This window comes from Pedococcus sp. P1_H8, from assembly GCF_056405175.1.
In genome coordinates this window covers 86,535-112,813 of record NZ_JBFUCP010000009.1, presented here as the reverse complement: position 1 = coordinate 112,813, position 26,279 = coordinate 86,535, and the positions used below count along the sequence as shown (strand labels likewise).

32 protein-coding genes are annotated in these 26,279 nt (G+C 69.9%); 17 read left to right on the top strand and 15 right to left on the bottom strand.

The genetic code is table 11. The features are described from left to right. Positions 1-104: 104 nt before the first annotated feature. Positions 105-398: a hypothetical protein gene (locus AC1DYG_RS14605; RefSeq protein ID WP_477640594.1), complete on the top strand. Its 294-nt coding sequence runs from the start codon at positions 105-107 to the stop codon at positions 396-398. A gap of 246 nt (positions 399-644) precedes the next feature. Here the strand turns inward: AC1DYG_RS14605 and rsmD are convergent, their stop codons facing one another. From rsmD to AC1DYG_RS14585, 4 genes are all read right to left on the bottom strand, one after another. Beyond that, on the bottom strand, positions 645-1,220 hold the full coding sequence (gene rsmD, locus AC1DYG_RS14600; protein WP_477640593.1) for a 16S rRNA (guanine(966)-N(2))-methyltransferase RsmD: 576 nt from the start codon (positions 1,218-1,220) through the stop codon (positions 645-647). A gap of 55 nt (positions 1,221-1,275) precedes the next feature. After that, on the bottom strand, positions 1,276-2,064 hold the full coding sequence (locus AC1DYG_RS14595) for an alpha/beta fold hydrolase (protein ID WP_477640592.1): 789 nt from the start codon (positions 2,062-2,064) through the stop codon (positions 1,276-1,278). Between the two features lie 62 nt (positions 2,065-2,126). Then, positions 2,127-4,364 (bottom strand): ATP-dependent DNA helicase RecG, encoded by a 2,238-nt coding sequence (locus AC1DYG_RS14590; RefSeq protein WP_477640591.1) that lies wholly within the window; start codon positions 4,362-4,364, stop codon positions 2,127-2,129. An 11-nt stretch (positions 4,365-4,375) separates the two neighbouring features. Then, the gene (locus tag AC1DYG_RS14585) at positions 4,376-6,079 is read right to left on the bottom strand and encodes a DAK2 domain-containing protein (RefSeq protein ID WP_477640590.1); all 1,704 of its coding nucleotides are present in this window, start codon (positions 6,077-6,079) and stop codon (positions 4,376-4,378) included. A gap of 170 nt (positions 6,080-6,249) precedes the next feature. On the opposite strand from AC1DYG_RS14585, the gene rpmB reads away from it, so the two are divergent. After that, entirely contained in the window at positions 6,250-6,444 is a 195-nt protein-coding gene (rpmB, locus tag AC1DYG_RS14580; RefSeq protein WP_056922510.1) for a 50S ribosomal protein L28, read from the top strand. A 60-nt stretch (positions 6,445-6,504) separates the two neighbouring features. On the opposite strand, the gene thiL is transcribed toward rpmB, so the two are convergent. After that, entirely contained in the window at positions 6,505-7,485 is a 981-nt protein-coding gene (gene thiL / locus AC1DYG_RS14575) for a thiamine-phosphate kinase (RefSeq protein ID WP_477640589.1), read from the bottom strand. A 132-nt stretch (positions 7,486-7,617) separates the two neighbouring features. Between thiL and AC1DYG_RS14570 the strand changes: the two genes are divergently transcribed. Further along, on the top strand, positions 7,618-7,851 hold the full coding sequence (locus AC1DYG_RS14570; RefSeq protein WP_140741828.1) for an Lrp/AsnC ligand binding domain-containing protein: 234 nt from the start codon (positions 7,618-7,620) through the stop codon (positions 7,849-7,851). A 17-nt stretch (positions 7,852-7,868) separates the two neighbouring features. Next, on the top strand, positions 7,869-8,369 hold the full coding sequence (locus AC1DYG_RS14565) for a hypothetical protein (RefSeq protein ID WP_477640588.1): 501 nt from the start codon (positions 7,869-7,871) through the stop codon (positions 8,367-8,369). A gap of 39 nt (positions 8,370-8,408) precedes the next feature. On the opposite strand, the gene AC1DYG_RS14560 is transcribed toward AC1DYG_RS14565, so the two are convergent. Further along, the gene (locus tag AC1DYG_RS14560; protein WP_477640587.1) at positions 8,409-8,627 is read right to left on the bottom strand and encodes a hypothetical protein; all 219 of its coding nucleotides are present in this window, start codon (positions 8,625-8,627) and stop codon (positions 8,409-8,411) included. 396 nt (positions 8,628-9,023) lie between these two features. Here AC1DYG_RS14560 and AC1DYG_RS14555 point away from each other — a divergent pair, with 396 nt between their 5' ends. Both AC1DYG_RS14555 and AC1DYG_RS14550 read left to right on the top strand, forming a co-directional pair. Next, on the top strand, positions 9,024-9,752 hold the full coding sequence (locus AC1DYG_RS14555) for an alpha/beta fold hydrolase (protein WP_477640586.1): 729 nt from the start codon (positions 9,024-9,026) through the stop codon (positions 9,750-9,752). 207 nt (positions 9,753-9,959) lie between these two features. Beyond that, the gene (locus AC1DYG_RS14550; protein WP_477640585.1) at positions 9,960-10,310 is read left to right on the top strand and encodes a VOC family protein; all 351 of its coding nucleotides are present in this window, start codon (positions 9,960-9,962) and stop codon (positions 10,308-10,310) included. Positions 10,311-10,396: 86 nt separating this feature from the next. On the opposite strand, the gene AC1DYG_RS14545 is transcribed toward AC1DYG_RS14550, so the two are convergent. Continuing rightward, on the bottom strand, positions 10,397-10,915 hold the full coding sequence (locus tag AC1DYG_RS14545) for a DUF6326 family protein (protein WP_477640584.1): 519 nt from the start codon (positions 10,913-10,915) through the stop codon (positions 10,397-10,399). A 162-nt stretch (positions 10,916-11,077) separates the two neighbouring features. On the opposite strand from AC1DYG_RS14545, the gene AC1DYG_RS14540 reads away from it, so the two are divergent. The 9 genes from AC1DYG_RS14540 (at position 11,078) to AC1DYG_RS14500 (ending at position 18,320) form a co-directional block, all read left to right on the top strand. Next, positions 11,078-12,226: a sensor histidine kinase gene (locus AC1DYG_RS14540; protein WP_477640583.1), complete on the top strand. Its 1,149-nt coding sequence runs from the start codon at positions 11,078-11,080 to the stop codon at positions 12,224-12,226. Continuing rightward, positions 12,223-12,870, top strand: coding sequence for a response regulator (locus AC1DYG_RS14535; RefSeq protein ID WP_477640582.1), 648 nt, complete (start codon positions 12,223-12,225; stop codon positions 12,868-12,870). The genes AC1DYG_RS14540 and AC1DYG_RS14535 overlap by 4 nt, the downstream gene beginning before the upstream one ends. Positions 12,871-13,126: 256 nt before the next feature. Continuing rightward, positions 13,127-13,768 (top strand): hypothetical protein, encoded by a 642-nt coding sequence (locus AC1DYG_RS14530; RefSeq protein WP_477640581.1) that lies wholly within the window; start codon positions 13,127-13,129, stop codon positions 13,766-13,768. Between the two features lie 34 nt (positions 13,769-13,802). Further along, a complete protein-coding gene (locus AC1DYG_RS14525) occupies positions 13,803-14,321 on the top strand; it encodes an RNA polymerase sigma factor (protein ID WP_477640580.1) in 519 nt (172 codons plus the stop codon). Then, on the top strand, positions 14,314-15,126 hold the full coding sequence (locus AC1DYG_RS14520; protein ID WP_477640579.1) for a hypothetical protein: 813 nt from the start codon (positions 14,314-14,316) through the stop codon (positions 15,124-15,126). Before AC1DYG_RS14525 ends, AC1DYG_RS14520 begins: the two co-directional genes overlap by 8 nt. Before the next feature lie 222 nt (positions 15,127-15,348). After that, the gene (locus tag AC1DYG_RS14515) at positions 15,349-15,948 is read left to right on the top strand and encodes a YdeI/OmpD-associated family protein (protein WP_477640578.1); all 600 of its coding nucleotides are present in this window, start codon (positions 15,349-15,351) and stop codon (positions 15,946-15,948) included. A 279-nt stretch (positions 15,949-16,227) separates the two neighbouring features. Beyond that, positions 16,228-16,779: a sigma-70 family RNA polymerase sigma factor gene (locus AC1DYG_RS14510; protein WP_477640577.1), complete on the top strand. Its 552-nt coding sequence runs from the start codon at positions 16,228-16,230 to the stop codon at positions 16,777-16,779. After that, positions 16,776-17,828, top strand: coding sequence for a TolB-like translocation protein (locus AC1DYG_RS14505; protein WP_477640576.1), 1,053 nt, complete (start codon positions 16,776-16,778; stop codon positions 17,826-17,828). Before AC1DYG_RS14510 ends, AC1DYG_RS14505 begins: the two co-directional genes overlap by 4 nt. A 165-nt stretch (positions 17,829-17,993) precedes the next feature. Beyond that, positions 17,994-18,320, top strand: a complete 327-nt coding sequence (locus AC1DYG_RS14500) for a hypothetical protein (RefSeq protein ID WP_477640575.1) — start codon at positions 17,994-17,996, stop codon at positions 18,318-18,320. Positions 18,321-18,470: 150 nt separating this feature from the next. Here the strand turns inward: AC1DYG_RS14500 and AC1DYG_RS14495 are convergent, their stop codons facing one another. After that, complete coding sequence (locus AC1DYG_RS14495) at positions 18,471-19,601, bottom strand: D-alanine--D-alanine ligase family protein (RefSeq protein ID WP_477640574.1); 1,131 nt, start codon at positions 19,599-19,601, stop codon at positions 18,471-18,473. Between the two features lie 86 nt (positions 19,602-19,687). On the opposite strand from AC1DYG_RS14495, the gene AC1DYG_RS14490 reads away from it, so the two are divergent. Further along, positions 19,688-20,764 (top strand): trans-sulfuration enzyme family protein, encoded by a 1,077-nt coding sequence (locus AC1DYG_RS14490; protein ID WP_477640573.1) that lies wholly within the window; start codon positions 19,688-19,690, stop codon positions 20,762-20,764. Positions 20,765-20,914: 150 nt separating this feature from the next. Continuing rightward, positions 20,915-21,115: a hypothetical protein gene (locus tag AC1DYG_RS14485; protein ID WP_477640572.1), complete on the top strand. Its 201-nt coding sequence runs from the start codon at positions 20,915-20,917 to the stop codon at positions 21,113-21,115. A 143-nt stretch (positions 21,116-21,258) separates the two neighbouring features. Here the strand turns inward: AC1DYG_RS14485 and AC1DYG_RS14480 are convergent, their stop codons facing one another. From AC1DYG_RS14480 to AC1DYG_RS14450, 7 genes are all read right to left on the bottom strand, one after another. After that, complete coding sequence (locus AC1DYG_RS14480; protein ID WP_477640571.1) at positions 21,259-21,465, bottom strand: hypothetical protein; 207 nt, start codon at positions 21,463-21,465, stop codon at positions 21,259-21,261. Between the two features lie 137 nt (positions 21,466-21,602). After that, the gene (locus tag AC1DYG_RS14475) at positions 21,603-22,583 is read right to left on the bottom strand and encodes a S24/S26 family peptidase (protein WP_477640570.1); all 981 of its coding nucleotides are present in this window, start codon (positions 22,581-22,583) and stop codon (positions 21,603-21,605) included. A 4-nt stretch (positions 22,584-22,587) separates the two neighbouring features. Then, entirely contained in the window at positions 22,588-23,166 is a 579-nt protein-coding gene (locus tag AC1DYG_RS14470) for a SipW-dependent-type signal peptide-containing protein (protein ID WP_477640569.1), read from the bottom strand. Continuing rightward, positions 23,163-23,705: a signal peptidase I gene (locus AC1DYG_RS14465; protein ID WP_477640568.1), complete on the bottom strand. Its 543-nt coding sequence runs from the start codon at positions 23,703-23,705 to the stop codon at positions 23,163-23,165. Before AC1DYG_RS14465 ends, AC1DYG_RS14470 begins: the two co-directional genes overlap by 4 nt. A 52-nt stretch (positions 23,706-23,757) precedes the next feature. Further along, the gene (locus AC1DYG_RS14460; RefSeq protein WP_477640567.1) at positions 23,758-24,282 is read right to left on the bottom strand and encodes an alternate-type signal peptide domain-containing protein; all 525 of its coding nucleotides are present in this window, start codon (positions 24,280-24,282) and stop codon (positions 23,758-23,760) included. Between the two features lie 194 nt (positions 24,283-24,476). Continuing rightward, complete coding sequence (locus tag AC1DYG_RS14455) at positions 24,477-25,475, bottom strand: NAD(P)H-dependent glycerol-3-phosphate dehydrogenase (protein ID WP_477640566.1); 999 nt, start codon at positions 25,473-25,475, stop codon at positions 24,477-24,479. Further along, a complete protein-coding gene (locus AC1DYG_RS14450; RefSeq protein WP_477640565.1) occupies positions 25,472-26,233 on the bottom strand; it encodes a lysophospholipid acyltransferase family protein in 762 nt (253 codons plus the stop codon). Before AC1DYG_RS14450 ends, AC1DYG_RS14455 begins: the two co-directional genes overlap by 4 nt. Positions 26,234-26,279 lie beyond the last annotated feature (46 nt).

Sequence of the window (26,279 nt, the reverse complement as noted above, 5' to 3'; positions counted from 1 at the left end):
TTGAAGTCCGCCCACCGGTTGCGACACGGTGGAGGGGTGGAGGGGTCCTGACCTCCATCGCCTGACTCAATCGACTGACCTCAATCGAAGTGAAGGAGAGCCACATGCTCACCCTGACCGAGAACGCCAGCACGATCGTGAAGACCCTCGTGGACCAGAACCTCAGCACCGAGGACGCCGGTCTGCGCTTCAGCCAGGAAGGCGTCGACTCCGGCGGCCTGACGGTGACCACCGCCGAGCAGGCCCTGCCCGGCGACGCCGTCGTCGAGCAGGACGGCGCCAAGGTCTACCTCGACGAGACCGCAGCCGTGGCCCTGGGCGACCAGGTCCTCGACGCCGCGGTGGACGAGACCGGGGGCGTGCAGTTCAGCCTGCTGCCCTCGTCACCCGCGCTCTGACCGAGCGCAACAGACGGAGCCCGACCGCACTGCGGTCGGGCTCCGTTCTTTTTGGCGCGCCTCCTCCTTTTTGGCGCGCCTCCTCCCTGCATCGCTCCTTCGTCGCGCCGCAGCGGGAAGGTCGTCGTCGCGCCGCCTCCTTCGTCGCGCCGCAGCGGGAAGGTCGTCGTCGCGCGTCCCTTCTGGCGCGCCTCCTCCCCTGCATCGCTCCTTCGTCGCGCCGCAGCGGGAAGGTCGTCGGCGCGCTCAGGCCACGACGTCGGGGAGCCGAGGGCCGGCGAACCAGATCTTCGTCTCGCCGTAGCGTCGCTCCCCCTCGCGCTCGAGCTCCTGCGGCCAGGCGGGTTCCGGTGAGCGCGAGGATCGCTCGACGACCACCAGCGCCTCGGGATCGAGCCACGCCTGCTCGACCAGGGCGACGAGGTCAGCGGCCAGCTCCTCCTCGCCCAGCTCATAGGGCGGATCGAGGAAGACCAGGGTCTGGGGCTGCGCCGGGGCCGCCGAGAGGGCCCGTTGCACGGTGGCGTGCCGCACCGTGATCCCGGGTATGCCGAGTGCTCTCGCGTTCTGCTGGGTCACCTTCGCGGCCGCCTTGTCCGACTCCACGAGCAACACGGTCGCCGCGCCACGGCTGGCTGCTTCGAGACCGAGGGCACCGGACCCGGCATACAGGTCCACCACCCGCGCACCGACGAGCACCTCGAGGTGCTCGAGGCGGGAGAACAGCGCTTCCCGGACGCGGTCGCTCGTCGGTCGGGTGCCCGAGCCCGCCGGGGTGGCCAGCCGCAGGCCTCCGGCCCGTCCACTGATGATCCGCGTCACGGCGGCAAGGTAGCAGCGCCGCCCAACCCAGGGCACGCGGCTCAGGGCACGCGGCTCAGGGCGCGTGCACCGTCGGGTCGTCACGCAGCACATCGAGCAGCAGGGTCAGCACGGCGTCCGGCCGCTCCATCGACGGCAGGTGGCCGGCCCAGTCGAGCTCGACCCACTCGGCACCGGGGATCTGGGCGCCGAGATGGGCCGCGATGGCGCGGAAGTGGGCCAGGTCGTGCCCGCCGGAGACGACCAGGGTGTCGACTGCGAGCGCCGTCGGGTCGACCTCGATCCGGCGCATCGACGGCGGTGGGTCCTGCTCGTCGGCTGCCAGCTGGACCTCGTAGGCACGCCGCTGCATCGTCGCGACGAGCTCGCGCACCTCCGGTCCGGCCTCCGGTCCCACCCAGGTGTCCACGGTGAGTGCAGCGGCCGCGTCGAGGTCTCCGTCCTCGAGCAGCCGCCCCTCCTCGTCGCCGTAGGCCTCCACTGCCGGCGCGTCCTCCTCGGACGGCTCCAGCCCGCGATAGCCGGGGCAGAGCAGGACCAGGGACGAGACTCGCGCGGGATGGGCCGTCGCGAGCTCCATCGCCACCCGCCCGCCGTACGAGGACCCGACCACGGCGGCGCTGCCCACCCCCAGCGAGTCGAGCAGCGCGTCGAGGTCGTCGGCGTCGGCGTACTCCTCACCCGGTTGCGCGGAGTCGCCGAAACCCCTCAGGTCGGGGCGGATCACGCGGAACGCGTGACTCAACCCCGGGACGAGGGGGTCCCACATGCGGCGGTCGGCGACTCCGGCATGGAGCAGCAGGACCGCGGGGCCAGAACCTTTGTCGTCATGGGAGAGCAGCACGCTTCGAGCCTAGGGCGAATTCGCGCGTCGGCGCCCCTCCATTTTCGGTCAACCCTCTCTCGTCATCCCCGCTCGAGGAAGGCCGCCTGCTCCGCGTCGAGGCGTTCGGCAACCGCCACCCCGAGCTCGGGGTGGGCCGTGAGGCCGGGGTCGGAGGCCACGAGCTCGGCAGCGTCCTCACGGGCCTGCAGGATGAGCTCCTCGTCACGCACCAGGGACAGGAACTTGAAGCTGCCCCTCCCCATACCCCTGGTCGATCGGCCACCACCGCTCTGCCGTCCACTGAGCACGTCACCGGTGCCGCGCAGCTCGAGGTCGAGCTGGGCCAGGGCGAAGCCGTCGGTGGTGCCGGCGACGGCCTCCAGTCGTTCGCGGGCTCCACCGTCGGCCTCGGCACCGGTCATGAGCAGGCACAGGCCGGGGTGTCCGCCACGACCCACTCGTCCGCGGAGCTGGTGCAGCTGGGAGACCCCGAACCGGTCGGCGTCCATCACCACCATCACCGTCGCGTTGGCCACGTCGACACCGACCTCGATGACCGTTGTCGAGACAAGGACTCCGGTCTCGCCGCGGGTGAAGCGGGCCATCGCGGCGTCCTTGTCCTCCGGGGTCATCCGGCCGTGCAGGACGTCGACGGTGATGCCGCTCAGCGCAGGGTCGGATCGGAGCTGGTCGACGACCGCGAGGACGCTGGCCCAGACGCGTGGCGCCGCCGACTCCTCCGACTCTCCTTCCTCGAGCTCGCTGTCGTCGGTCGCCGGCGGCGCGTCGGGGACCTCCTCGTCAGAGATGCCGCCGCGGGAGTCCTCGGTGTCCACGATCCGCGGGCACACGACATACGCCTGACGACCGGTCCGGACCTCTTCGGCGATGCGTGCCCAGGTGCGCTCGACCCACCGGGGGTTGTCGGTGGGGACGACGTGGGTCGTGATGGGTGCGCGACCGCGCGGCAGCTCGGTCAGCGTCGAGGTCTCCATGTCGCCGAACACCGTCATCGTCACGGTGCGTGGGATCGGGGTGGCCGTCATGACGAGCACGTGGGGCGGTTGCTTTGCCTTGTCCCGCATGGCATCTCGCTGCTCGACCCCGAAACGGTGCTGCTCGTCGACGACGACGAGAGCGAGGTCGAAGAACTGGACGTGTTCCTGGATCAGGGCATGGGTACCGATGACGATGCCGGCCTCGCCACTCGCCACGTCGAGCAGCGTCTTCTTGCGAGCAGCCGCCGACTGGCTGCCGGTGAGCAGCGCGACCTGGGTGCCGATGTCGCTGCCCCCGAGCATGCCGCGCTCGGCGAGCTCGCCGAGCATCGCCGTGATCGAGCGATGGTGTTGTGCCGCAAGGACTTCCGTGGGGGCGAGCAGAGCAGCCTGACCACCCGCGTCGACGGCCGCCAGCATGGCCCGCAGCGCGATGACCGTCTTGCCGGAGCCGACCTCACCTTGCAGCAGCCGGTTCATCGGGGTGTCGCCGGACATCTCGCAGGCCAGGGTCGCGCCGATCTCCCGCTGGCCTGCCGTCAGCTCGAACGGCAGTCGGGCATCGAACGCGTCGAGCAGCCCACCCACGCCGGGCGTCCGCGCGACCGCGGTGTGCTGGAGGGCGGCCCGCGCACGACGCTGGGCCAGCAGCGTCTGCAGGACCAGGGCTTCCTCGTAGCGCATCCGCTGCCGCGCGCGATAGACCTCCGGCATCTCGCTCGGGACGTGGATGCCACGCATCGCCGCCAGCCGACCGGGCAGACCGCGCCGCTGTCGCAGGTCGGCGGGCAATGGGTCCGGCAGCTCGTCGAGCTGGTCGAGGGTCAGGCGCACGCACTCGGCAACGGCCCAGTTCTGCATGCCCTTGACCTGGAGGTAGACGGGGATCGGCCCACGGTCGGTGGTGGCCTCACCCAGTCCACCGTGCATGAGCTGGTATGCCGGGTGCGCCAGCTGCCAGCGCCCCCGATACATCCCCACCGTGCCGGCGAACAAGGCCGTCGTGCCGGGCACGAGGGAGTCCTTGTGCCCCCACGCCTTGAAGAACACCAGGTCCACCTCGTGCGCGCCGTCGGTGATCGTGACGGTGAGCATCTCGCCGCGGCGGTTCTTCATCGACCGGGTGGCGGCCGTCTTGACGGTGGCCACCGCCACGACATACATCCCGACGTGCAGCGTGCCGAGGTCCGCGGAGTGCTCGAGATAGCGCCGCGGCCAGAACTCCAGCAGGTCCCCCACGAGCTTGATCCCCCGGTGCTTCGCCAGCTTGGGCGCCGCCGTGGAGACGATCTGCGAGAGCTTGGTGGACTGCGTGACCACACCGACCACGCCTACTCGACTCCGAGCAACAAGGGGTAGAGCGGCTGGCCGCCCTCGATCAGGCTGACCTCGACGTCGCGGTGCCCGCGCTCGATGCGGGCGCCCACCGACTCGGCGAGCCCCGGAGGCGCGTCGGCGCCCGCGATCACGGTGACGATCTCGCCGCCACTGCTCAGCAGCCGGCCCACCACGTCGATGGCGACCTCCTCGAGGTCGGAACCCACGATGACGACATCACCCGCGACCGCTCCGAGGACGTCCCCGGGTTCGCAGGGGCCGGCACTGGTCAGGGCCTGCTTGCTCGCGATCGCCACCGCACCGTGGCGGGTCGCAGCCGCCGCGTGGCTCATCTGGGCGGCATTGCGTGAGGCGCTCGCCGTCGGGTCGAAGACCGCCAGCGCCGCCAGGCCCTGGACGGCCGTCCGCGAGCGCACGACGTGCAGCGTGATGCCGTCCTGCTCGGCCGCGCTCGCCGCCGCCTCGGCCGCCATCACGGTGTCGCCGTCGTTGGGCAGGACGATCACCTCGAGCGCATGCGCCGAACGGGCGGCGTCGAGCAGCTGGCCCGCGGACGCGCGGCGGCCCGGCCCGCTCTCGACGACCTTGGCCCCCGCCTCTGCGAGCACCTCGGCCAGTCCCGGTCCCGCCGCGCACGCGACGACGGCGACGCTCGCCGCCGGTTGCGCGCGGCCGATCTGTTCCTCGCCACCACCTTGAACGGCAAAATGGGTGACCCGCACACGGTAGGGGCGACCGGCGTCGATGCCCGCCTCCACGGCAGCACCCACGTCGTCGACGTGGACGTGGACGTTCCACAGGTCCGGCCCGCCCACCACCAGCAACGAGTCGCCGAGCCCGTAGAGGGTCGAGGTGAGGGTGGCCACCCGCTCCTCGTCACTGTCCCGCAACAGATACATGACCTCGTATGCCGGCCCGCCCACGACGAGGTCGCCCTCACCTGTCGGCGGTCCCCCGGTGGCGCCCATCGGCGCGACGACACCGCCGACCTGGCTCCAGTCCTCACGGCGGCGCATGGAGTGCTCGGCGAAGACCTCCATCCGCTCCCCCACGTGGGTGCCGTCCTGGTGCACGACCCGCGCGAGGGCCTCCAGGAGCAGGAGGTACCCCGCGGCTCCGGCATCGACGACCCCCGCGCGCTCCAGGGCGGGCAGCTGGGCGGTGGTGGCCTTCAGTGCCTCGGTGGCAGCGTCGAGGGCGTCCTCCGCCACAGCGGCCAGCCCGCGGTCGACGGCTGCCGCACCGGCGCTCGCTGCCGCCCGCGCGACGGTGAGGATGGTCCCCTCGGCCGGGCGCGTCACACTCGCGTAGGCGCGCTGGCTGGCGCGCTCCAGGCCATCGGCAATGGTTGCGGCATCGGCGAGGTCCTTGCCGCTCTCGGCGATCGCCTCGGCGAAGCCACGGACCAGCTGGCTGAGGATCACCCCGGAGTTGCCGCGGGCGGTCAGCAGCAGGGAGCGGGCCATCGCGGTGCACTCCTGCTCGAGCGAGGCAGCACCGAGGATGCCGGCCTTCTCGTGCTCGGTGCGGACCGAGTCGAGCGCCGCGTCGAGACTGAGGTAGAGATTGGTGCCCGTGTCACCGTCGGGGACGGGGAAGACGTTGAGCGCGTCGATCTCGGCCCGCCGCGCGGCGAAGGCGGCCCGAGTGAGCACGGCCCATCGCCTGGCGTCCACGGCACTGAGGGCTTCGAGCACGGTGGCAGGCTAGTCGCAGACGCCCTCATCAGCCCCGTTTTGGCCGTTGCGCCACACCTCGGCTACGCTTGACCGGTTCCCATGGACCTCTGCGTCGCTGGCCTGTGCCCGCGCGAGGAGACACCGGGAGCGCCCCATTTCTTGTACCAATCGATTTCAGGAGAACACCCGTGGCTGCCAACTGCGACGTCTGCGGCAAGGGACCGGGCTTCGGTCACAACATTTCGCACTCGCACCGCCGCACCAAGCGTCGCTGGAACCCGAACATCCAGCGCGTCAAGGCTCTGGTGGGCGACGCGGGCGTGACCCCGAAGCGTCTCAATGTCTGCACCTCGTGCCTCAAGGCCGGCAAGGTCAAGCGCTGACCCGCTGAGCCTGCCGACCGGCATACCGTCCGAAGCCGATCTCCCCACGGGAGGTCGGCTTCAGTCGTTCCTGCTGACTGAGCTGAAGTGGTCCCAACCGCGGGGTTGCTGCACCACTCCGTCGAGCGTGACGCCCTCCCCCGCCTCGACCACTCCGATGGTGCGCCAGCCGTCAGGGACGCCCGCGGGAAAGGTCGCCAGGAGGCTGTGCTCCTCGCCGCCGGCGAGGAGGCACTCCCACGCCGCGTCACCGACGGCCTGCTCAAGGGCGGCGAGGTCGTCGTGCAGGGCCGCCGGGGAGAGCGCGAGGCGTGCTCCACTGGCTTCGGCGATGCGGTGGCCGTCGCGCAGCAGGCCGTCGGACAGGTCGATCATGGCGCTCGCGCCGGCTTCAGCCGCCTGCCTCCCGGCGATCAGGTGGACCTTGGGGCGCAGGTGGTGGGCCAGACACGCAGCGGGTATGCCGGCCGCGGCAGCTCGCGGGTCGGCGCCACCCTCGAGCAGGGCCAGGCCTGCGGCGGACCGGCCCAGGGTGCCGTAGACCGCCACGACATGATCCGGCCGGGCGCCGCTGCGCAGCACCGGTTCGCGGCCTTCCAGGTCGCCGAGCGCCGTCACCGACACCATGAGCACGCCCGCCGGCGCCGAGGACAGGTCGCCACCGGCGACGACGACCCCGAGCGCGGCGGCCTCCTCGCCGAGCGTGCGGGCGAACTCCACGACCCAGTCGAGCGAGGTCGCCGGATCGGCCACGAGGGACACGAGGATCGCGGTGGAGCGCGCGCCCATGGCCGCCACGTCGGCGAGGTTCTGGGTGAGCACCTTGGTCGCGACGTCGCCAGCCGTCGACCACTCGTCGAGCCAGTCGCGTCCGCGGACCATCGAGTCGGTCGTGGCCACGGTGGTCGGGCCGGTGCGCAGGACCGCGGCGTCGTCGCCCGGGCCGACAGCCAGCGACGGACCCGCCTCGAACAACGGAAAGATCCGTCGCAGCAGGTCCGACTCGGACACATCCGCCAACGTCAGTGCGGCCGTGACCATGACTTGACCTCCTCGTGACGGCCCGGGGGAGACGGGCGGGACACGGGCACGGTAGCGTCTGGCGTGGCCGAGGTGCGCCCCGGCCGTGCGGTTCTCGGCTGTTCCCTAAACAGAAGTGTGAGGTGTCTCGTGGTGGTCCAGGCTTACATCCTGATCCAGACCGAAGTCGGCAAGGCGGCGTCCGTTGCCGAGGCCATTGCCGCTATTTCCGGTGTGGTCCTTGCCGAGGACGTGACCGGGCCCTACGACGTGATCGCCCGCGTCGAGGCCAACACCGTCGACGAGCTGGGCAAGCTCGTCATCGCCAAGATCCAGGACGTGCCGGGCATCACCCGCACCCTGACCTGCACCGTCGTCCACGTCTGAGCGTTCGACCGACCTCCGTGTGCTCCGGCGCCCGCCACGCGGCCGCGCGCCCACTGCGCACCACGACCACCGGCCTCCTCGTCCTCGGGGTGGCCGGTGGTCTGCTCTCAGGGTGTTCCGACTCGGTCGAGGTCACCGCTCCCCCGCACGCTGCAGCCTGTGAGCCCGCCACCGCGTTGTGGCCGGCGACCGTTGCAGGCAAAGGCGCGCGGGCAGTCGACAGTGGGGGCGACTCAACGGGGGCGGCAGCCAGGGACGCCGGGGCGTGGGGCGACCCCGCTGTCATCGCGTCGTGTGGTTGGCCGGCGCTCGGCCCCACCGACAAGGAGTGCCTCGACGTCGACGGCGTCTACTGGGTCGTCGAGCGGCTCGGGGACGGCGTGAAGTTCACGACCTTCGGCCGCGCGCCGGCGATCGAGGTGCTCGTGCCGGACGCCTACAAGCCCGAGCCCCTGATCCTGCCCGCCTTCGGACCCGCCGCCAAGGCCCTGCCCACAAACGGCCGCTCCTGCAAGTAGGCCCTGGCCGGCGCAGGCCGACCTCCCGTGATGCTCGGCTCAGTCCTTGGGGACCGGGACCTCACTGACCGGCGTGACAGTGCTCGTGCAGCTCTTGAAGCCGGGCCGGAGGAACCTCTGGATGGCATTGACGTCGACGGCGTCGACGACATAGAAGAGCGTGTGCTGGGCGTTGGCGCCGTAGCGACCGATGAGCGTGAGACCCTCGACCTTCTCGTCATACAGCGAGTTGGAACCGCCGCGGTCTATCGGGCACATTTCGGGACTGTGAACCTGCGTGATGTGGAAGAGCACCGAACCTCCTAGAGCAGACGCTGGCGTGGTGCATCCCATCGTGGCCCGTGTGGGTTGCCCTGTCACGAGAAGGAACGCGGCGCCCCGACTGTCGTGCGAGCCGCGGATCCGTTGTCGCGGTATCCACCTGGTCGCTCTGCCTCGACACGTCATCCGACCTGAGAGCCGATCGCCCTGCAACAGCGCTGAACACTCTCCTCAGACAGGCGCGCGGCTGCGTCACACATTTGCCATGGCTCCAGCCTTCCGACGGCCTCGTTTCGCAATACCGTTCATGGGTAGGAGCCCGTTGTCTCGGAGGTAGCCATGAGGGAATCCTGGGAGCTTCTGACCGCGGGACCGCCGGATGCGGATCGATCGGTGCTGCTCCTCCCTGGCGGAGCCAACGCGGCCCGCTCGTTCGACCTCGTGATGGCTGACCCGGCGCTCTCCGGTGTTCGCTTGGTTGCCACGACGCTGCCGGGCATGGCAGGCGCGCCTCTGTCCGAAGACGTGTCCGTCCCCGCCCTGGCCCGTCGGGCTGCCGAGCTGGCCAAGGAACAGCACTGCGACGTGGTCGTGGGCTTCTCCCACGGCGCGACGGTTGCCCTGGAGATGCTCCTGTCCGGGCACTTCCGAGGCCCGGTGGTGCTACTCGGCATCAGCCTGACGACGGAAGACGAGGCCGGGTTCTTCCGCGCTGCCGTACGGGTCTCGCAGAGGGTGGGCAGCTGGCCGATGGCCGCCCTGCTCCGGCTCCTGCCGCTGATGGCCAGATCTGCCAAGATACCTGGGCCGCACAAGAAGGAGCTGATCGCGGACCTCAAGCAGAACCGGGCCGGCGACTCCGTTCGGGTGTCCGGCGACTACCTCGACTACATCGCCGCAGACCGGGACTTCGCCGCTGAGCTGGCCGCGTCCGGCAGCCCGGTGTGGGTGGTCCACGCCGAGAAAGGGGACGGCGACCTCACCGACGCGGAGCGCGCCACCCTCCATGCGGCTCCCAACGTGACTCTGGTGACGATTCCAGGTTCGGTGTTCCTTCTCCCGGACGAGGCTCCGCAGCAGACCGCAGCCGTGATCGCCAACGCCCTGGCGCAAGCGACCTAACCATCGACCCGTTGAGCGTGGGCGAGATCGACGAGCGGCGGACAGACTGTGAGGATCGCCGACGCACCCTGCGGCAATTGCGCGAGGGACCTCCACCCACGCGCATGATGCCGGGCAGTTGGTCGCTGACGACTGTCGATTGGGGACGCGCTCGAACGTCATCTGGTTGGAGGCCACGCCCGGTGGCCCGCAGAGCCGGAGGTCATCATGAGCCATCCCATCGTGCACGCCGAGATCCGCTCGAGCGACCCGGACGCAACAAGGGCATTTTTCGGGGAGCTGTTCGGCTGGACCTACCCAACCGAAGGCGCCTTCCCCGGCTACACCTTTGTCGAGACAGGGGTGCCCGGCGCGCTGTACACCGCGATCAGCCCGCTTCAGGGCGACGGCGACCTGGTCACGTTCTTCGTCGGCGTCGAGGACATGGCCGGCGCCATCTCGGACACAACTCGCCTCGGCGGACGCGTCGTACAGGAGCCGGTCAGCGTTCCCGGAGTGTCATTCGCGCTGATCGCCGACCCTCAGGGTCATGTTGTCGGTTTGGCCCAGCAAGTGTGACCGGCAACTCGCAGGAGCCGTCGGTTCAGCCCGTCCGCGCCAGGAACCGCTGGCACCGGGAAGGATGGTCGGGCGCGGGCGGGCAGTCATGCCTGCCACGGAGTGCGGAGCGACTCCCTGTCCAGGCTCGGCGCCATGGGCGATGCGGTGCCGCGGGGCCAGGTCCAGGCGGAGCGCAGGATGAAGGCCAGGAGCAGCACCTCGAGTCCGATGGAGAGGCCGTAGAAGTAGGAGTAGGTCCAGGATTCCCCAGCCGCGTTGTACACCGAGACGGGGAGGTAGACCGTTGCAACGACGAGGTTGACGATGCGGTTGGCACGGGCGGGCAGTGCCGCGGACAGAAGGACCATGAGGCTCGGGATGGCTATGAGCGTGAGCGCACTGGCGACGAAAGTTGGGCCGATGTCGAACTCGTGGACGCTGCCGGCCAGGAGGTCGTCGACGAAGCCGGGCTTGTACAGGGCGAGATAGTCGACGTAGATGTAGAGGAACATGAAGCTGGTCCAAGCCGCTGCGAGCTTGGCCGGCACGGGCATGCGCAGGTCTTCCAGTGGGCGCTGGGACAACGGCTTCTCTCGTGCTGCGTGGGACTGAGGCGTGCTCATCACATTGCTCCTTGGCGTGATCGGGTTCGTGCTCCCACTTTTCACGGATGCCGGCGGCGGGCACATCAGCCCCGGGGCGTGATCTGACCTGGCCGTTGGCCCAGTCGTCCAGTTGTACTTTCGGCGGATACGCCGATGACGCGGGCTTCTTAGGCTGATCAGGTGGCCACCGACGCACTGCGCTCGCTGTGGGTCGAACCCCGACCCACGAACCCTTCGGACAGAGGGCCGCGGGACTGGGCCCTGGTCGCGGCGTTCGCCTGCTGGTCCGTGGTGGAGGCGGTGCTCCGCGAGGACATGGCGCCGCGTCCCTTGCTGCTGCTCGTTGCGCTCGCGGTCATTGCCCCACTGCCGTGGCGACGTGCGCACCCCCTCCGCGCGGCCACGGTGGCTTTCGGACTATTGATCGTGGTCGACATCGTCAGAATCCTCACGGGAATGCAAGGCGCTCTTCCCGCAAGTGTCTCGGCAACCCTGGTCCTGACCTACTCCCTCTTCCGGTGGGGCTCCGGCCGGGAGGCCGCCGGCGGCCTTGGCGTGATCTTGGTCTGGCTGGCCATCACCAACGTCGCCGACTCGACCAGCCTGGCCGATTCGGTCGCGGCCTACGCGTTCTTCCTGTTCGCCGCAGCGCTCGGCGCCGCGATCCGCTATCGCGCGAGGATCCGCATCCGCGACATCGACGAAGCCAAGGCCCGCGAGCGCGAGCAGCTCGCGCGCGAGCTCCACGACACCGTCGCCCATCACGTCTCGGGTATCGCCATCCAGGCTCAAGCGGGCCGTGCCATCGCGGCCTCCCACCCGGAGCGTGCCATCGAAGCCCTGGCCACCATCGAGGAGGCGGCGACCCGAACGCTGACCGAGCTGCGCTCCATCGTCGGCGTACTGCGCGCCTCGCAGCACACCGAGTTCGCGCCGCAGCCGGGCGTGGCCGAGGTCGAGCAGCTCGCCAACGATGGCCAGACGCGTCCCTGCGTCGAGGTGAAGCTCGCCGGTGAACTCGACGACCTCAGCCCCGCGGTCGGGGCCGCGATCTACCGCCTCGCCCAGGAGTCCGTGACCAACGCTCGACGGCACGCCCGCCACGCCACCCAGGTCACCGTGGCCGTCATGGGAGACGGCGACCAGGTCCGGCTGACCGTCGACGACGACGGCACTTCCGGCCCAGCCAGCCGCGCCCCAGCCGGCTACGGCCTGGTAGGTATGCGCGAGCGCGCCACACTGCTCGGCGGCACGTTCCACGCCGGCCCCACCGCCGACCGGGGCTGGCGGGTCGAAGCGAACCTGCCCCGAACCGGGACCCCAGGATGAGCATCAGGGTCCTCATCGCCGACGACCAGCCCATCGTGCGCACCGGACTGACGATGCTCCTCGACGCCCAACCCGACATCGAAGTCATCGGCGCAGCCGCCGACGGGCGAGAGGCAGTCCGCCTGGCGCTTCAGCTGCGCCCCGACGTCGGCCTGTTCGACATCCGAATGCCGCTGATGGACGGCATCGAAGCCACCCGCCGACTGGCCGGCCCCGACGTCATCGACCCCCTGCCGATCGTGGTCATCACCACCTTCGACCTCGACGAGTACGTCTACGGCGCGCTCAAAGCCGGCGCCCGCGGATTCCTACTCAAGGACGCCGGACCCACCCTGCTGACCCAGGCCATCCACGCCTCCGCCGACGGCGACGCACTCATCGCACCCAGCGTGACCATCCGACTCCTCGCCGCATTCGCGCATACACAGACCTCAGCGCCCCGGCAGCCGATAGAACCGCTCACGGCCCGCGAGGAAGAAGTCCTCCTGCCCGTAGCCCAAGGCCGCACCAACAGCGAGATCGCCACCGAGCTCTACATCACCCCAAGCACCGTCAAAGCCCACCTCGCCAGCCTCATGAGGAAACTCGGCGCCCGCAACCGCGTCGAGGTCGCCATGTGGGCCCACGAGACCGGCCGCATCTAAACCTCAGGGCGCTCTGTGTTGTCGGCTGCTTGAACGCTGCCCACCCCCCGCCCAAGGCTGCGAAGAGACGCACTTCCGGTGGCCGCGAGCGGATGGGATCGTCCTTGGTGTGAAACCTTTCGGGCCGCTCGTGGGTCGTGTGGTCATGACAGGCATGATCCTGCGGGGGATGAATGTCCCGGCACCCCACCGGGTCGTGGCGGCCGCGCTGTTGGTCGTCGGGGCTCTGACGGGGTGCACGAGAGACGCCACTGACATGGCCCCGGAGCCTCTGACTCCCACGTGGGCCAGCGACACCACGACGAGCGGCCGGTCCTCCCTTGTGCAGGTGGCGATCGAGCCAGGTACCTACCGGATTCCGGCTTCCGCGTGGTCGCTGGCGGACTACACGGTGACGTTTCGGGCGGGCTGGGAGGTGCAGTACGGCCACCTCTTCAGCAAGCACTCCGACACGGGCAACGAGCTCGGGTTCTATGCCGTCGTGGTCGACGAGATCTTCACCGACCCGTGTCGGGGTGAGGGTGTCCCCGTGGCCGTCGGGTCCCGTGTGGGAGACCTCGTGACAGCGCTGCTCGAGCAGCCCGGCCCGGTCAAGGGCAGCCCCGTGACCAGCACCTTGGCCGGGTACCCCGCAACCCGGATCGACCTCGAAATCCCAGAGAGCCTTGACCTGACGAAGTGTCGCTTGGCCGAGGACGACGTCATGGGTCTCCAGGTCTGGAAGAGCACGCCCGCGGACAAGTACTTCGTGCTCCTTCCCGGCCAACGCGTGAGCGTGTACGTCGTCGACGTGCACGGGAGGCGCCAGGTCTTCCTCGTCGAGACGCAGGCCCGCACGTCTGCGACGGACAAGGCCGAGCTTCAGGCCGCCCTCGACTCGATCCGCATCGAGGGATAGATCCACCATGAGTGCGGGGACTGGGGAACCACTCGTGGCCCAAGACGTCCACAGGGAGTCCGACCGGGTGCGCGTGGTGTTCGAGGCGTCGTACCGGCGCCTGGTCGGCCAGCTGTATGGCGTGTGCCGCGATCTCACCGAGGCGGAGGAGGTTGTCGCGGAGGCCTTCGCACGCGCGGTGCAGCATCGACGGACCTTCGCCCGTCTGGACAACCCTGAGGCATGGCTGCGCACGGTCGCTGTCAACGTCAGCCGCACCCGTGCGCGCCGTCGCAGGCTGCTCGGTGACCGCCAGCACGCGCAGGTCGCGCGCCACCTCATGCTCGAGGACGAACGGTTGGCGCTCATGGATGCGATCCGGACGCTGCCAACCGCGCAGAGGGAGGCGATCGCGCTGCACTACCTGGCCGACCTCCCTGTCCAAGCGGTCGCCGAGGCCACCGGCGTCCCCGTCGGCACCGTGAAGACCCGGCTGCGCCGAGGGCGCGCCGCTCTCGCCCTGCTGCTCGCCGACCTTCCCGACCCCCGTCAGGAGGAGGCGCCCCATGCCTGACCTCGACCGGCTGCTGCGCTCCGACCTGTCCCGCGCTGCGGCTCAGGCTGCACACCAGCCCGACTTCTCGGCCATCGAGCAGCGCGGAGCGCAGCGAAACCGGACCCGCACCGTGCTCACCGCTGCCGCCGCCGCGGTGCTCATCGTCCTGGCCGCGCTCGGAACCTCTTTCATGGGCGGGTTCGATCGCACCGCTCCGCAGCCGGCCAAGAATCCGTCTCCCCGGCCCACCGGGGATGCGCTGGCGAAGCATTGGACTCCGCTTCGCCCGGACACCACCAGGCGGGTCACTGCGCAGTCCCAGATCGATGAAGCAGATACCGCCTACGGAGGGATCGACATCCGCGAGGTCAACTCCGGGGACCCATCGCATTCCCTGTCCTGGGGCATCAACCTCCGAGAGCGGCCCGAGTTGGCGTCAACACTTGACCCCGCGAGCCGCGTGATCGAGCACGGCCTGGTCTTCGACACCGATCGCGATGGTGCCGCGGACTGCCAGATCGGGATCAACACCGATGCCCCGACACCCGGGCAGCTGCGGGTGTGGGTCAAGAACCTGACGACCGGTGTCACCGACGAGCGCGTCGGCGGGCCGTACGGCCATCCTTTCGACTTCTCCCACCCCAGCGAGAGTGCGACTGCGCGGCCGCGAGATGTGAGCATCTTCTTCTTGTCGGGCGCACCCAAACCCTGTGTCTTCCCCAACACGACGGGCTTCTACGCGTACGGGTCCGTGACCGTGGACGGGCTGGTCACGGAGTGGGACTACGCACCGGACAACGCGTGGCTCGAATTGACCAACTGATCCGAGCCCCGGGGTCGCCTCGTGCGTGCACTGCCCACCCATTGACACTGGATGGCACCACGACCGCCAGGATCCCGCACAGGTCAACCAATGAGCCATGTGCGGACGGTCACGACCGCGCCCCTCATGGGCGAGCTCACGCGGCGGAATGCAGCACTGGCTCAGCGCCGCGACCTCTTCAACCGTCCAACTACTTCAAATCCGTGCGCCTAGGCTGCTGCCATGTCGATGGTCCACACCGACGCGGTGTTCTTCGAGGACGACAAGGCGTTCGAGACCTGGCTCGTCGAAAACGCGTCGACCGCCACGCACGTCTGGATTCGGATGGCCAAGAAGGGCACCGGCGTCACATCCATCAATTGGACGACGGCCGTTGACGTGGCGCTCTGCTTCGGCTGGATCGACGGCATCGCCCGGCGGCTCGACGACGAGTGGTACGTGCAGCGGTTCACCCCGCGACGCGCGAAGAGCGTCTGGTCGAAGATCAACCGCGAGCGCATCGAGCGGCTCACCGCCGAGGAGCGGATGCGCCCCGCCGGCCTGGCCGTGGTGGAAATGGCGAAGGCGGACGGCCGCTGGGACGCCGCCTACGACAGCCCTGCTACCGCAGTGGTGCCCGACGACCTTGCCGCCGCCCTGGCAGCGCGCGACCTCACCGACGTTTACGCCGCGCTGGACGGCCGCAACCGCTTCGCCTTCCTGAATCGCATCCAGACCGCGGTGCGCCCGGAGACCCGCGCCCGTCGCATCGAGCAGCTCACCGACGCCCTCGCCCAGGGCAAGACCCCGTTCCCGGCGCCGACGAAGAAGTCCGGTACCTAGGGCTCGGACACCAAACGGCCGGAAGGTAGCCGGATGCACCTCCATGAGGCGCCTGAACGTCGTAGCCCCATCTGGGCGAGCAGACGCGGCGGTGTGTCGCACCTTCTCTCGATGGTCAGCCGCCCGGGTCCGACTCTGGCTTCGCGACGTAGTGGCTGATCTCCAACCTGCGGTGGATGCGCTGGCATAGCTGCCTTGGGACGGTGTCGGGGTGGCTCGAAGTGGTAAATGGTTGCCGCGGGTGTCAACCCGCGGGTGCGTCTGGGGCGATTAGTGGGCATGACGAACGCGCCGCGGGTCGGCGCCCGGCCGCAGAAACCGGGTGGGGGGCTGTGGCCTGCCTTCACGGGGAGGGGCCGGTCGTTCGAAGACTTCTATCGTGCCGAGCTTCCGGGCCTGGTGGTTTTGGCGCGGGCGCTGGCGCCACCGGGTTTGGCCGAGGATGTGGCGCAGGAGGCCATGATGGTGGCCTACCGCCGGTGGTCGACGATCCGGGAGTTGCAGCACCCGGAGGCTTATGTGCGGCGCACCTGCGCGAATCTGGCGGTGTCGCAGTTCCGTCGCCGACTGGCTGAAGCCAGGGCTTTCCGGCGCTCGGGGGCACCTCAGATCGTCGACCAGCTAGGCGGTACCGGCGAGTTCTGGCAGTTGGTGCGATCCCTGCCGCGGCGCCAGGCGCAGGTGGTGGCGTTGCACTACGTGTTCGACCTCTCGGTCGCGGACGTGGCCCGCACGCTGGAGGTGTCCCAGGGGTCCGTGAAGGTTCACCTGAGCCGGGCCCGGCACTCACTGGCGCGCACGATAGGCCTTCCGGTGGAGGTGGAGTCATGAGCCTTGAGGAGCTGGCTCGCAGCGCGACCGCGGACATGTGGGCGGAGACCACGCGCACACTGGACGTCGACGCCCGGTTCCGCGACCTGCGCCACGACCGCACCCGCGGCCGGGTCGGGTGGATAGTTGCCGCCGCGGCCGTCGCCGCGCTCGTCCTGCTGGTCGTCACCACCTCGTGGCCGCGCCGACAAGCCCTGCCAGCCGCCCCGACGCGGCCCGCAAGGGTGGAGTCGCTGGTATTCCAGAACGGAACGGCGTTGACCGTGGTCGCTGGGTCGCTTCCCTCCCTGACCGGCAAGGTCAAGACCGGCGCGCCGGCACAAATGTCGTTCTCCCCAGACGGCTCGAAACTCGCCTACGGCGCCGGCGACGTGCACGTGGTCGACGTCAACACCGGAACGGACCGCCAACTCGGGCCGTGCCGGCAACCCTCGTGCCCGGTGGCGTGGTCGCCGGACTCCGCGCAGGTCCTCACAGCCTCCCCGAATGGACTGGTCCGGATTGCGGTCAAGGGCGGTGAAGCGAGCACCGTCGCCCTGCCGGCGGGCTGGTCCGTGACCGGTCTGGACGTGAACGCGGCCGGCCGGATCGCCCTGACCGGCATGGCCAACGCGGAAGCGTCCGTCATGACGATCGACCTGGCAGGTGGGCGCCCCGAGGTGCTATTCAAGTTCGGGCCGTATCCGGACCTGGGCGATCCCCGCTGGTCGCCGGACGGTCAGAGCTTCATGTACCTGCAGTGGCGCGGACTTCAGGACGGTCACAGCAACGACCTCTCCGTGCGCTCGATCCGTGCAGACGGGCTGGACCTCCGCGTGGTCGCCCAAATGGGGCACTGCGAGTGCTTCGGAGCAGTGCGACCGTGGATGGACCTGTCGCCCGGTGGACGGGTTGCCGTGTCCACGCTGAACCAGGACCGGGCAAGCCTGGTCGAGATCGGAGCCGACGGCCGCCTCACCACCATGCTCTCCAATGCCGTCACAGGCACGCCAAGCGGGATCGGCACGGTCGCCTGGCGGTCCGTGCCGGGCACCACCCCAGCGCGGTGAGCGGCCTGGATCCGGCGGTGCTCACCGCCGCGGAGTACCGCACGTAATCCCTCTCCTACCCCCACCCCACCCCACCCCCGCTCACCTAGGCAGCGCCACCGGCCTCGTCCTGTGTCGTCACGGTCGCCGCTGCCTGGAGCAGCTCACCGAAGAAGGGATATGTCAATGAAACTCACCCACACCGACCACACCGGTACTGCCACCGCGGCCACCACAGTCGCCCTGGTCCTGGTCGTCCTCGGCGTCGTCCCAGCCCAGGCATCGGCTCGCCAAGCCGCAGGTGCCGTGCAAACTCAGCAGTCCGCCATACCCGATAGCGACCAGGTCAAGTCCCGGATCGCCTATGCCTCAAGCCTCTTCGCCACCTGGGCCACCGTGACTAACGGCAACTCCTCGGCCAACGCTGCCGAGCACCGCAAGGAGCTCACCGGCGGGCATGCCGGGTCGGCCAACGCAGCCGAGGCCCCGGCATTCAGGCCGCACGGTCGGTGAGCAAAACGGGGGCTGGCGACCGTGGCGACTCTCAAAGCGTCAGAGTCGAGCCGCTAGGGAATGGCTGTACGGGGATGTCCGGAACTCGGCATGACAGCAAGGTCAACGCCCGCGGCAATCTTGGCGAAATGGAGCGGGCCTCGGAGCAGCTCAGCGCAGGCCGACGGGGCGGGTCAGGGCGAGCTGGATGAGCTCGTCGATCAGCTCCGGGTAGGGCAGCCCCGTCGCCTCCCACATCTGCGGATACATCGAGTGCGGTGTGAAGCCGGGCATCGTGTTGATCTCGTTGATGACGACGTCGCCGCTGTCGGTGTAGAAGCAGTCCACCCGCGCCAGTCCCTCACACCCGAGCGCCTCGAACGCCGCCCCCGCGAGCCGCTGCACCTCGGCCGACACCGAGTCGGGCACGTTGGCCGGGCAGGACAGCACCGCGCCGTCGTCGAGGTACTTGGCCTCGAAGTCGTAGAACTCGTGACCGCCCTCGGTCGTCACCTCGATCTCGCCGACGTGGGACACCCGCGGCGCGTCGGTCCCCCGCCCCTGGAGCACCGCGCACTCGATCTCGCGTCCGACGATGCCCTGCTCGACGATGACCTTGCGGTCATGCTCGCGGGCGATCTCGATGGCTGCCTCGAGCGCCTCGGGTGTCGACACCTTCGAGATCCCCATGCTCGACCCCGCCCGCGACGGCTTGACGAAGACCGGGTAGTCCAGCGCCGCGACTGCGTCCATCGCCGCCGCCTTGTCGCGCCGCCACTGGGAGTCCGTGATCACGGCATACGGACCGACGGGGAGCCCGGCCCCCGCGAACAGGACCTTCATGTAGTGCTTGTCCATCCCCGCGGCGGACGCGAACACGCCTGACCCGACGTAGCGGATATCCGCCATCTCGAACATGCCCTGGATGGTGCCGTCCTCACCAAAAGGCCCGTGCAGCAACGGAAAGACGACGTCCACCTCACCGAGGCTCCGCGGCACTTCCTGCGGCTCAAGCGTCGTGAGGGTCCGGTCCGTCGTGGCCAGCGGCACGACCACACCAGCGCCGCCCGGCGCGACCTCGGGCGTGCTGTCAGCGGTCAGCTCGAGCAGCTGGGGGTCGCCGTCGGAGAGCACCCAGTGCCCGTCACGGGAGATGCCGATCGGGATCACCTCGTAGGCGTCGCGGTCGATCGCCCGCATCACTCCTGCCGCGGTCGCACACGAGACCGCGTGCTCCGACGAGCGGCCACCGAAGACGATGGCGACGCGAGGCTTGTGGGTCGCTGGCTGGTCCGTAGTCATCGCCGCCGAGCGTATCCCGACCATCCGCCGAGCACCCGGCGCGGCCCGCACCGCGGCTGGCACCGCGGCGCCTCTACGCTGGCGGCGTGAGCCACGAGCACCTCTCCCCCGCCTCCCGCGTCGTCGCCCTCGGACGCCAGCCCCGTATGCCGGGTGCCGGCGTCAACGCGCCCCTCGAGTTCACGTCGACGTACATCGCAGACGGTCCAGTGAACTATGCGCGCGCTGGGAACCCGACCTGGTCGGCGTTCGAGGAGGCGCTGGGTGGACTGGAGGGTGGCGACGCCCTCGTCTTCGCCTCGGGGATGGCCGCCGTGTCGGCTGCTCTGTCCCTCGTCCCGCACGGGGGCGCGGTCGTCGTCCCGTCCCACGCCTACAACGGCACGACGACGCTGCTCGACCAGCTCGCCGAGAGCGGTGCCGTCGTGGTCCGGCGGGTCGACCCCACCGACCAGGAAGCGGTGCGCACGGCGGTGGACGGCGCGGCATTGCTGTGGATCGAGTCGCCCACCAACCCCATGCTCGAGGTGTCGGACATCCCGGCCCTGGTGGCGATGGCGCGCGAGTCTGGCGCGCTGACCGTTTGCGACAACACGTTCGCCACTCCCCTGGTGCAGCAGCCGCTCGCCGACGGCGTCGATTTGGTGCTCCACTCGGTCACCAAGTACCTCTCGGGCCACTCCGACGTCCTCCTTGGCGCCCTCGTCACACCCTCCACGGAGGCAGGTCGTGGGCTGCACGCCCGCCTGTCGACCGCACGCCTCCTCGGTGGCGCCATCGCCGGCCCCATGGAGACCTGGCTGGCGCTGCGCGGCCTGCGCACCCTGCACGTGCGGCTCGAGCGCGCCACCGCCAACGCCCGCGAGCTCGCCACCCGGCTCGAGGGACACCCCGCCGTGAGCCGCACGCGCTATCCCGGATTCGGCGCGATCATCGCCATCGAGGTGCACGGCGGCGCCGAGGCAGCCGAGCGGGTGGCCTCCACGACGGCCCTGTGGACGCATGCCACCAGCCTCGGGGGGGTCGAGTCCCAGATCGAGAGGCGCCGTCGCTACCCCGCCGAGCCCTCGACCGTCCCCGACGCCCTGCTGCGGCTGTCCGTCGGCATCGAGGACGTCGACGACCTCTGGCACGACCTCGACCACGCGCTGACCGAAGGGTGAGGACGGACATGGAGGGTGTCGGCCGGTTCGGCTGGGTCACCGATCCTGAGGGCAATCGGATCGAGCTCTGGCAGGCCTCCTGACCGCACCAGCGTCACGAGTCTGCCGTTTGCGCGTCCTTTGGGTAGTCAACCAAAGGAGGGCCACCGCATGCCCGAAGACGAGGACCGCCGCAGACGTCGACGCGGCGCCATCATCGTGACCCTGCTGTCCATCGCCCTCGGCGCTGGCGCAGCCACCTCGGCGGTCGCCACCGTGCTGAGCGTTCAGACGCCGGATGACCAGGGCGCGGTGCTCCGGGGTCCCGCCACCCTGGTGGACCCGGCATCGGTGATCTCCTACGGCGGCTGACTGAACCAGCTGACTGAACCAGCTGACTGACCCAGCTGACTGACCCGGCTGACTGACCCGGCTGACGGGCCTGCTCAGCGCACGCAAAGGCACGGGACTGGCGACGGCCAGTCCCGTGCCTTTCGGCTGCCCAGGGCCCGGTCTCACGGCCGCCGAGCGGTGTCCAGGCCGCCGGTGTCCGGGATGGGCCTCCACGTCCAGACCAGCCGCCGGGGCGCGGTGGCGGCGATCGTCGCGCTCGTGGTGCCTGGGGGCCGGCGGCTCCCGGGCACCACGAGCGGCGCGGCATGTCTGTGGGCGGCGTAGCTCGGCACCACCCGCTCAGCGACGAGGTGTTGACTTCGGGGCATCAGCCGTCCCTTGCATGAAGTGTGGGTGGATCCCAGCGCCGACTCCGACAGCGACCCGCCAGCGCTGGGATCCCGCCCTGGGCCGATCGGTGTGGCTTCAGGCATCTATAGAGACGCACGGGAGCCGCAGACGTGACTCAGAGGGGGCACACGCTGACGGCGGCCACCTTGTAGGCGAGCGTCGCCGAAGCCGCGGAGGTCCAGGTGGTGGAGCCGAAGTTGCGGTTGGCCTGCACCCACGCAGTGCCGTTGACGATCGCCGTGACCACGGTCGAAGAGGTCCCGGCCACGCTTCTGGTCTGGGCGCCACCGTTGCCGTAGTGCAGCGTGTAGTTCGTGGCGCCGGCGACGGCGGTCCAGTTGAAGGTCACGGTGAGAACTCCGACGCCGCCGCAGGTGAAGGTGGCCGGAGCAGGGACCGTGTAGGTCCCCACCGTGCTGCCTGAGACGAGGACGGAGTCCCCCCACGCAGCTCGCGCGGGGGCCGCTGAGAAGGTGCCGAGCCCCAGCACGGTCGTTGCGGCGAAGGCCCGGAGCATGGCGCGTGCCGCGTGCCTCGGGCCGCCTTTCCGGCGACTGACTGAGCGACTGACTGACGGCCTCCCGGAGTCCTCGGACCGACGTCCCGACGCACCGGGGGCTGGTTGCCGCAGGACGAGCGCAAGGAGGAGACCGGCATACCCCGCCAGCACGAAGACGCCGGGGGTCCGGGAGAACCACGCGACGAGCCGACCGGCGTGGGGCACTGACAGGAGGACTCGCGGCGCGGCCTCGACCACGGAGGGCTGGTCGTCGGTGCTGGCGTTCGCGTCTCCACGCAGCCGCAGGGTGGCCGTCCCCTCGTGGTGGGTGATGGCGACGATGCGGTGGGTGACCAGCTTGTCGCCGACGGGCACCGCGACGACGTCGCCGGTGCGCAGGTCTGCGGCCGGCACGAGGCGGGTCAGGGCGAGGCTTCCGGCGGGGATCGCCGGAGACATCGAGCCGGACAGGAAGATCACCGGTCGGACCCCGAAGCAGACCCCAGCCAAGGTCACGACCAGGGACAGTGCCCCGACGACGGCACCGAGGGACAAGGCGAGCTGGCCCGCCTGGTGGAGCACCCGTCGAGGACTCATGGGCTCACTGGCTCGCAGTGAAGGTCAACGAGACGTTGGTCGAAGCGCCCTGCAGGGAGCTGGCCGCGGTGGTCGGCAAGGTTGCCTGGAGGCACAGCGTCTCTGACGCCCCGACGGCCAGGGTCCGCTGGGTGGCTGGAGTGCCCACCAGGTTTCCGGCGAAGGTGGCGCCCGTCGTCGCCAGGGTCGCGCCGGCGCAGGTCCGGGCCGGAGCCGTCCCGGTCACGACGGAGTCAGCGGTGACCTTGACGACGAGGGCGGCACCGAGTCCCTTGGTGTCGAGGTTGGTGGCGGCTGCGGTCGCGTAGTAGGTCAACGGGATGGTCCCGGCGTTGCGGACGGTGAGGATACCCGCGACGGTGTTGCCCGGGACCATCCCGGTCAGGTTGAGATCGGTGTAGGCGGGGACGGCGTCGAGGGTGTTGACCTTGAGGTCCAGGACCCCTGAGGAGATCGTCACCCCCGAGACCGGCACGGTGTCGGACCACAGGGCGTACGTCCCACTCACTCCTGCGGCCAGAACAGCGCCCAGCGCGAGGGTGGCCCTGACCCGGGTGGACCTCAGGTGGCGTACAGGAGTCATGGGTGCCCTCCCTGGAGGTGCAGCGCCGCCGCTCGGTGCCGGTCGCGCACGCTGCCGGTGAACATAGCGGCGGCGTACGCGAGCAACGCCGCCGCCACGACGTAGACGAGCAGCTGGTGCTCAGTCCCACTCAAGGCCGCATTGACCCTCCCGAGCTGGGGCACGGCATACCAGACCTGGCCCTTGAGCTGCACCGGCTTGACCCACCCCTCGTCCACCACGTGGTTGGCGTCACCGCGCGTCCGGAAGGTACGCGAGCCCGCACCGTCGACCGCCAGGGCGACGACCCGGTGCGTCACGACAGCAGGTTCGCCCGACCGGAGCTGGTAGGTGATGACCGACCCGATCCCGATCGACCCCGGTGACACCGGCCGAACCACGACCAGGGTGCCCTCGGGCAGCGACGGGTGCATGGAGCTCGTCAGCACGGCATACGGGGTGGCGCCGAACAGGCGAGGGACGACGACTGCCGCCGCCAGGACCCCGGCAACCCCGAGGATCACCAGCCAGGCCAGCAGGTGCCCCACCCACCCGGTCACAGCCCGTGTCCGGGTGGGGCCTGACCGAACGGCGACGTCGGCCACTGGACTGTCAGCCGTCGTGGGTCTGGGTCGCGACGAGGTTGATCCCGTTGAGCGTCGCCGTGAGCCCTTGGCTCGGGTTGGTCGCTGCGGGGCCGTCGAAGACCACCACGACCCAGGCCTCGATCTCGCCCGTGCCGATGTCGTCAGCAGACGTGATGTGCGCTGTCGGAGTGCCGTTGACATCGAAGTCCGCCCCGGCCGTCAGCTGGCTGGTGAGCGGGTTCGTGGCAGTCCAGGTGGGCGTGTCCAACGCGAGGTCAGCGCCCAGGTGTTCGCCGGTGGCCACCAGGTCGATGGTGCAGAGCTTGGAGAGCGTGTCACCCGGGACGAGCAGCTGCGTGGTGTAGGTGGACCCGTCATCGAGCCACCACCCGGTCCCGCAGTCAGCAGCCCCGAGCTCCAGCCTGCCACTCTGGATCGTGCCGCCGGGCACGGTCGCAGAGTCGTTCCAGTAGGCCAGCGTCCCCGCCCCTCCGAGCAACAGCGCGGCCGCGGCAGTGGCGGCGACCGCGCCCTTGGTCGACTTCTTCATGGTGGTCCCTCCCGAACAGCAAGCCGCTCCCGCCACGGCCGATCCCGATGTGTGGTCCCCATGAAGACCCCACACGAGCGCGAATCCTTACGCGGTCGAGCAATGGAAGGTCGAGCAGCGAGGTCGGTCATGACCCGCGTCGCAGCTCCCCCGTGCGCGCATCGAGCCGCGACGAAGCCCGTCCGGTCGTGCTTCTAGTCGGTCTCGTTCTTGAGGGCGCGGACCATCAGGGCGCCCACGACGTCCTCGGCCCGGCGTCCGTCGTGCACGACCGCGGCGACCTGCTCGATGATCGGGACCCGCACGTCGTGCTTCTGCGCGAGCTGCAGGATCGACTCGCAGGACTTCACGCCCTCGGCCGTCTGCTTGGTCACGGCGATGACCTCGTCGACGCTCATGCCCTTGCCGAGGTTCACGCCGAAGGTGTGGTTGCGGGACAGCGGCGACATGCACGTGGCGATGAGGTCACCCACGCCGGCCAGCCCGGCGAAGGTCATCACGTCGGCTCCCAGCGCCATGCCGAGCCGGGTGGTCTCCGCCAGTCCGCGGGTGATGATGGAGGCCTTGGAGTTGTCTCCCATGCCGAGCCCCTCGGCCATGCCGACCGCGAGGGCGATGACGTTCTTCACGGCCCCGCTGATCTCGGTGCCGACCACGTCGGTGGAGGTGTAGGGGCGGAAGTAGGCCGGGTTGGACGCCTCGGCGACCCTGCCCGCCACTGCTTCGTCGATGCAGGCGACCACGCTGGCCGCAGGCTGCTTGAGCGCGATCTCCTTGGCGAGGTTGGGGCCCGAGACGACGACGATGCGCTCGTGCGCCACGCCGCCCGCCTCGGCGATGACCTCGCTCATCCGCTTGGTGGTCCCGAGCTCGACGCCCTTCATCAGCGAGACCACGGCCGCCGTGTCGCCCAGCACCGCACCCCAGTCGGCGAGGTTGGCTCGCAGTGTCTGAGAAGGCACGGCCAGCACGATGATGTCCGCGCCCTCGGCAGCCTCGGCGGGATCGTGCGTGGCCGACACCGACGAGGGCAGCCTGAGGTTGGGGAGGTAGTCCTCGTTGCACCCCGCATTGATCTGGTCGACCACGGCCTGGCGCCGCCCCCACATCCGGACCGTCGTCCCACCATCGGCGAGGATCGCGGCATACGCAGTGCCCCAGCTGCCCGTCCCGAACACAGCAGCGGTCGTCATGCGTCTTCTCCCTGCTGTCGGCGGAACTTCCCGGTCTCGGGAAGTCCGTGCTTGCGCGAGTCGAACCGCTCGGCGGGGGCCTGCTCACCGCGAATCGCCTCGAGCTCGACCGTGATGGCGGCCATGATCCGGTCGGTCGCCTCGCGCAGGAGGGCGCCGGTCACGGGCTGGTCATAGAGGTCGGCGAGGTCCACGGGAGGCCCGGCGCGCAGGTGCATCGTCTTGCGGGGGAACAGCCTCGGACGCTTGCCGTAGGGCTCGAGGACGTCCTGCGGCCCCCACTGCGCCACGGGGATGACGGGGCACTTCGTGCTGAGCGCGATGCGCGCGGCACCGGTCTTGCCGACCATCGGCCAGAGGTCGGGATCGCGGGTCAGCGTGCCCTCGGGATAGACCGCCACGCACTTGCCGCTCTCGACCGCCGCGACGGCGGCGCGGAAGGCGTCGGCGGCCTTGCCGGTGTTGCGGTAGACCGGGATCTGCTGCGCCCCGCGCAGGATCGCCCCGACGACCGGGACCCGGAAGACACCCTCCTTGCCAAGGAAGTACGGCGGGTGGTCGTTGTCGACCAGGAAGTGGGCGAACGACAGCGGGTCGAAGTACGAGAGGTGGTTGGGCGCGGCGACGAACCCACCGGTGGTCGGCAGGTGCTCCGTGCCCCGCCAGTCGCGCTTGGTCAGGAGCATCAGCAGCGGACGCAGGATCGCCACGGTGAAGCGGTAGGCGAAGGGCAGAGCGCGTGTGCCGCTGGCGGTCACGTGGTCTCCAGATCGATGGGGAAGGTGTGAGTGAGCATCCTCGCGG

Bases quoted from the DNA above. Each gene is read 5' to 3' on its own strand.
- AC1DYG_RS14515 (WP_477640578.1), top strand. From the start codon at position 15,349: ATGTCGATGGTCCACACCGACGCGGTGTTCTTCGAGGACGACAAGGCG.
- AC1DYG_RS14495 (WP_477640574.1), bottom strand. From the start codon at position 19,601: ATGACTACGGACCAGCCAGCGACCCACAAGCCTCGCGTCGCCATCGTC.
- AC1DYG_RS14550 (WP_477640585.1), top strand. From the start codon at position 9,960: ATGAGCCATCCCATCGTGCACGCCGAGATCCGCTCGAGCGACCCGGAC.
- AC1DYG_RS14480 (WP_477640571.1), bottom strand. From the start codon at position 21,465: ATGCCCCGAAGTCAACACCTCGTCGCTGAGCGGGTGGTGCCGAGCTAC.
- AC1DYG_RS14520 (WP_477640579.1), top strand. From the start codon at position 14,314: ATGCCTGACCTCGACCGGCTGCTGCGCTCCGACCTGTCCCGCGCTGCG.
- AC1DYG_RS14535 (WP_477640582.1), top strand. From the start codon at position 12,223: ATGAGCATCAGGGTCCTCATCGCCGACGACCAGCCCATCGTGCGCACC.
- AC1DYG_RS14500 (WP_477640575.1), top strand. From the start codon at position 17,994: ATGAAACTCACCCACACCGACCACACCGGTACTGCCACCGCGGCCACC.
- AC1DYG_RS14510 (WP_477640577.1), top strand. From the start codon at position 16,228: ATGACGAACGCGCCGCGGGTCGGCGCCCGGCCGCAGAAACCGGGTGGG.
- AC1DYG_RS14455 (WP_477640566.1), bottom strand. From the start codon at position 25,475: ATGACGACCGCTGCTGTGTTCGGGACGGGCAGCTGGGGCACTGCGTAT.
- AC1DYG_RS14560 (WP_477640587.1), bottom strand. From the start codon at position 8,627: ATGTGCCCGATAGACCGCGGCGGTTCCAACTCGCTGTATGACGAGAAG.
- AC1DYG_RS14505 (WP_477640576.1), top strand. From the start codon at position 16,776: ATGAGCCTTGAGGAGCTGGCTCGCAGCGCGACCGCGGACATGTGGGCG.
- AC1DYG_RS14605 (WP_477640594.1), top strand. From the start codon at position 105: ATGCTCACCCTGACCGAGAACGCCAGCACGATCGTGAAGACCCTCGTG.
- AC1DYG_RS14530 (WP_477640581.1), top strand. From the start codon at position 13,127: ATGGCCCCGGAGCCTCTGACTCCCACGTGGGCCAGCGACACCACGACG.
- AC1DYG_RS14470 (WP_477640569.1), bottom strand. From the start codon at position 23,166: ATGACTCCTGTACGCCACCTGAGGTCCACCCGGGTCAGGGCCACCCTC.
- AC1DYG_RS14475 (WP_477640570.1), bottom strand. From the start codon at position 22,583: ATGAGTCCTCGACGGGTGCTCCACCAGGCGGGCCAGCTCGCCTTGTCC.
- AC1DYG_RS14485 (WP_477640572.1), top strand. From the start codon at position 20,915: ATGCCCGAAGACGAGGACCGCCGCAGACGTCGACGCGGCGCCATCATC.
- AC1DYG_RS14460 (WP_477640567.1), bottom strand. From the start codon at position 24,282: ATGAAGAAGTCGACCAAGGGCGCGGTCGCCGCCACTGCCGCGGCCGCG.
- thiL (WP_477640589.1), bottom strand. From the start codon at position 7,485: ATGGTCACGGCCGCACTGACGTTGGCGGATGTGTCCGAGTCGGACCTG.
- AC1DYG_RS14545 (WP_477640584.1), bottom strand. From the start codon at position 10,915: ATGAGCACGCCTCAGTCCCACGCAGCACGAGAGAAGCCGTTGTCCCAG.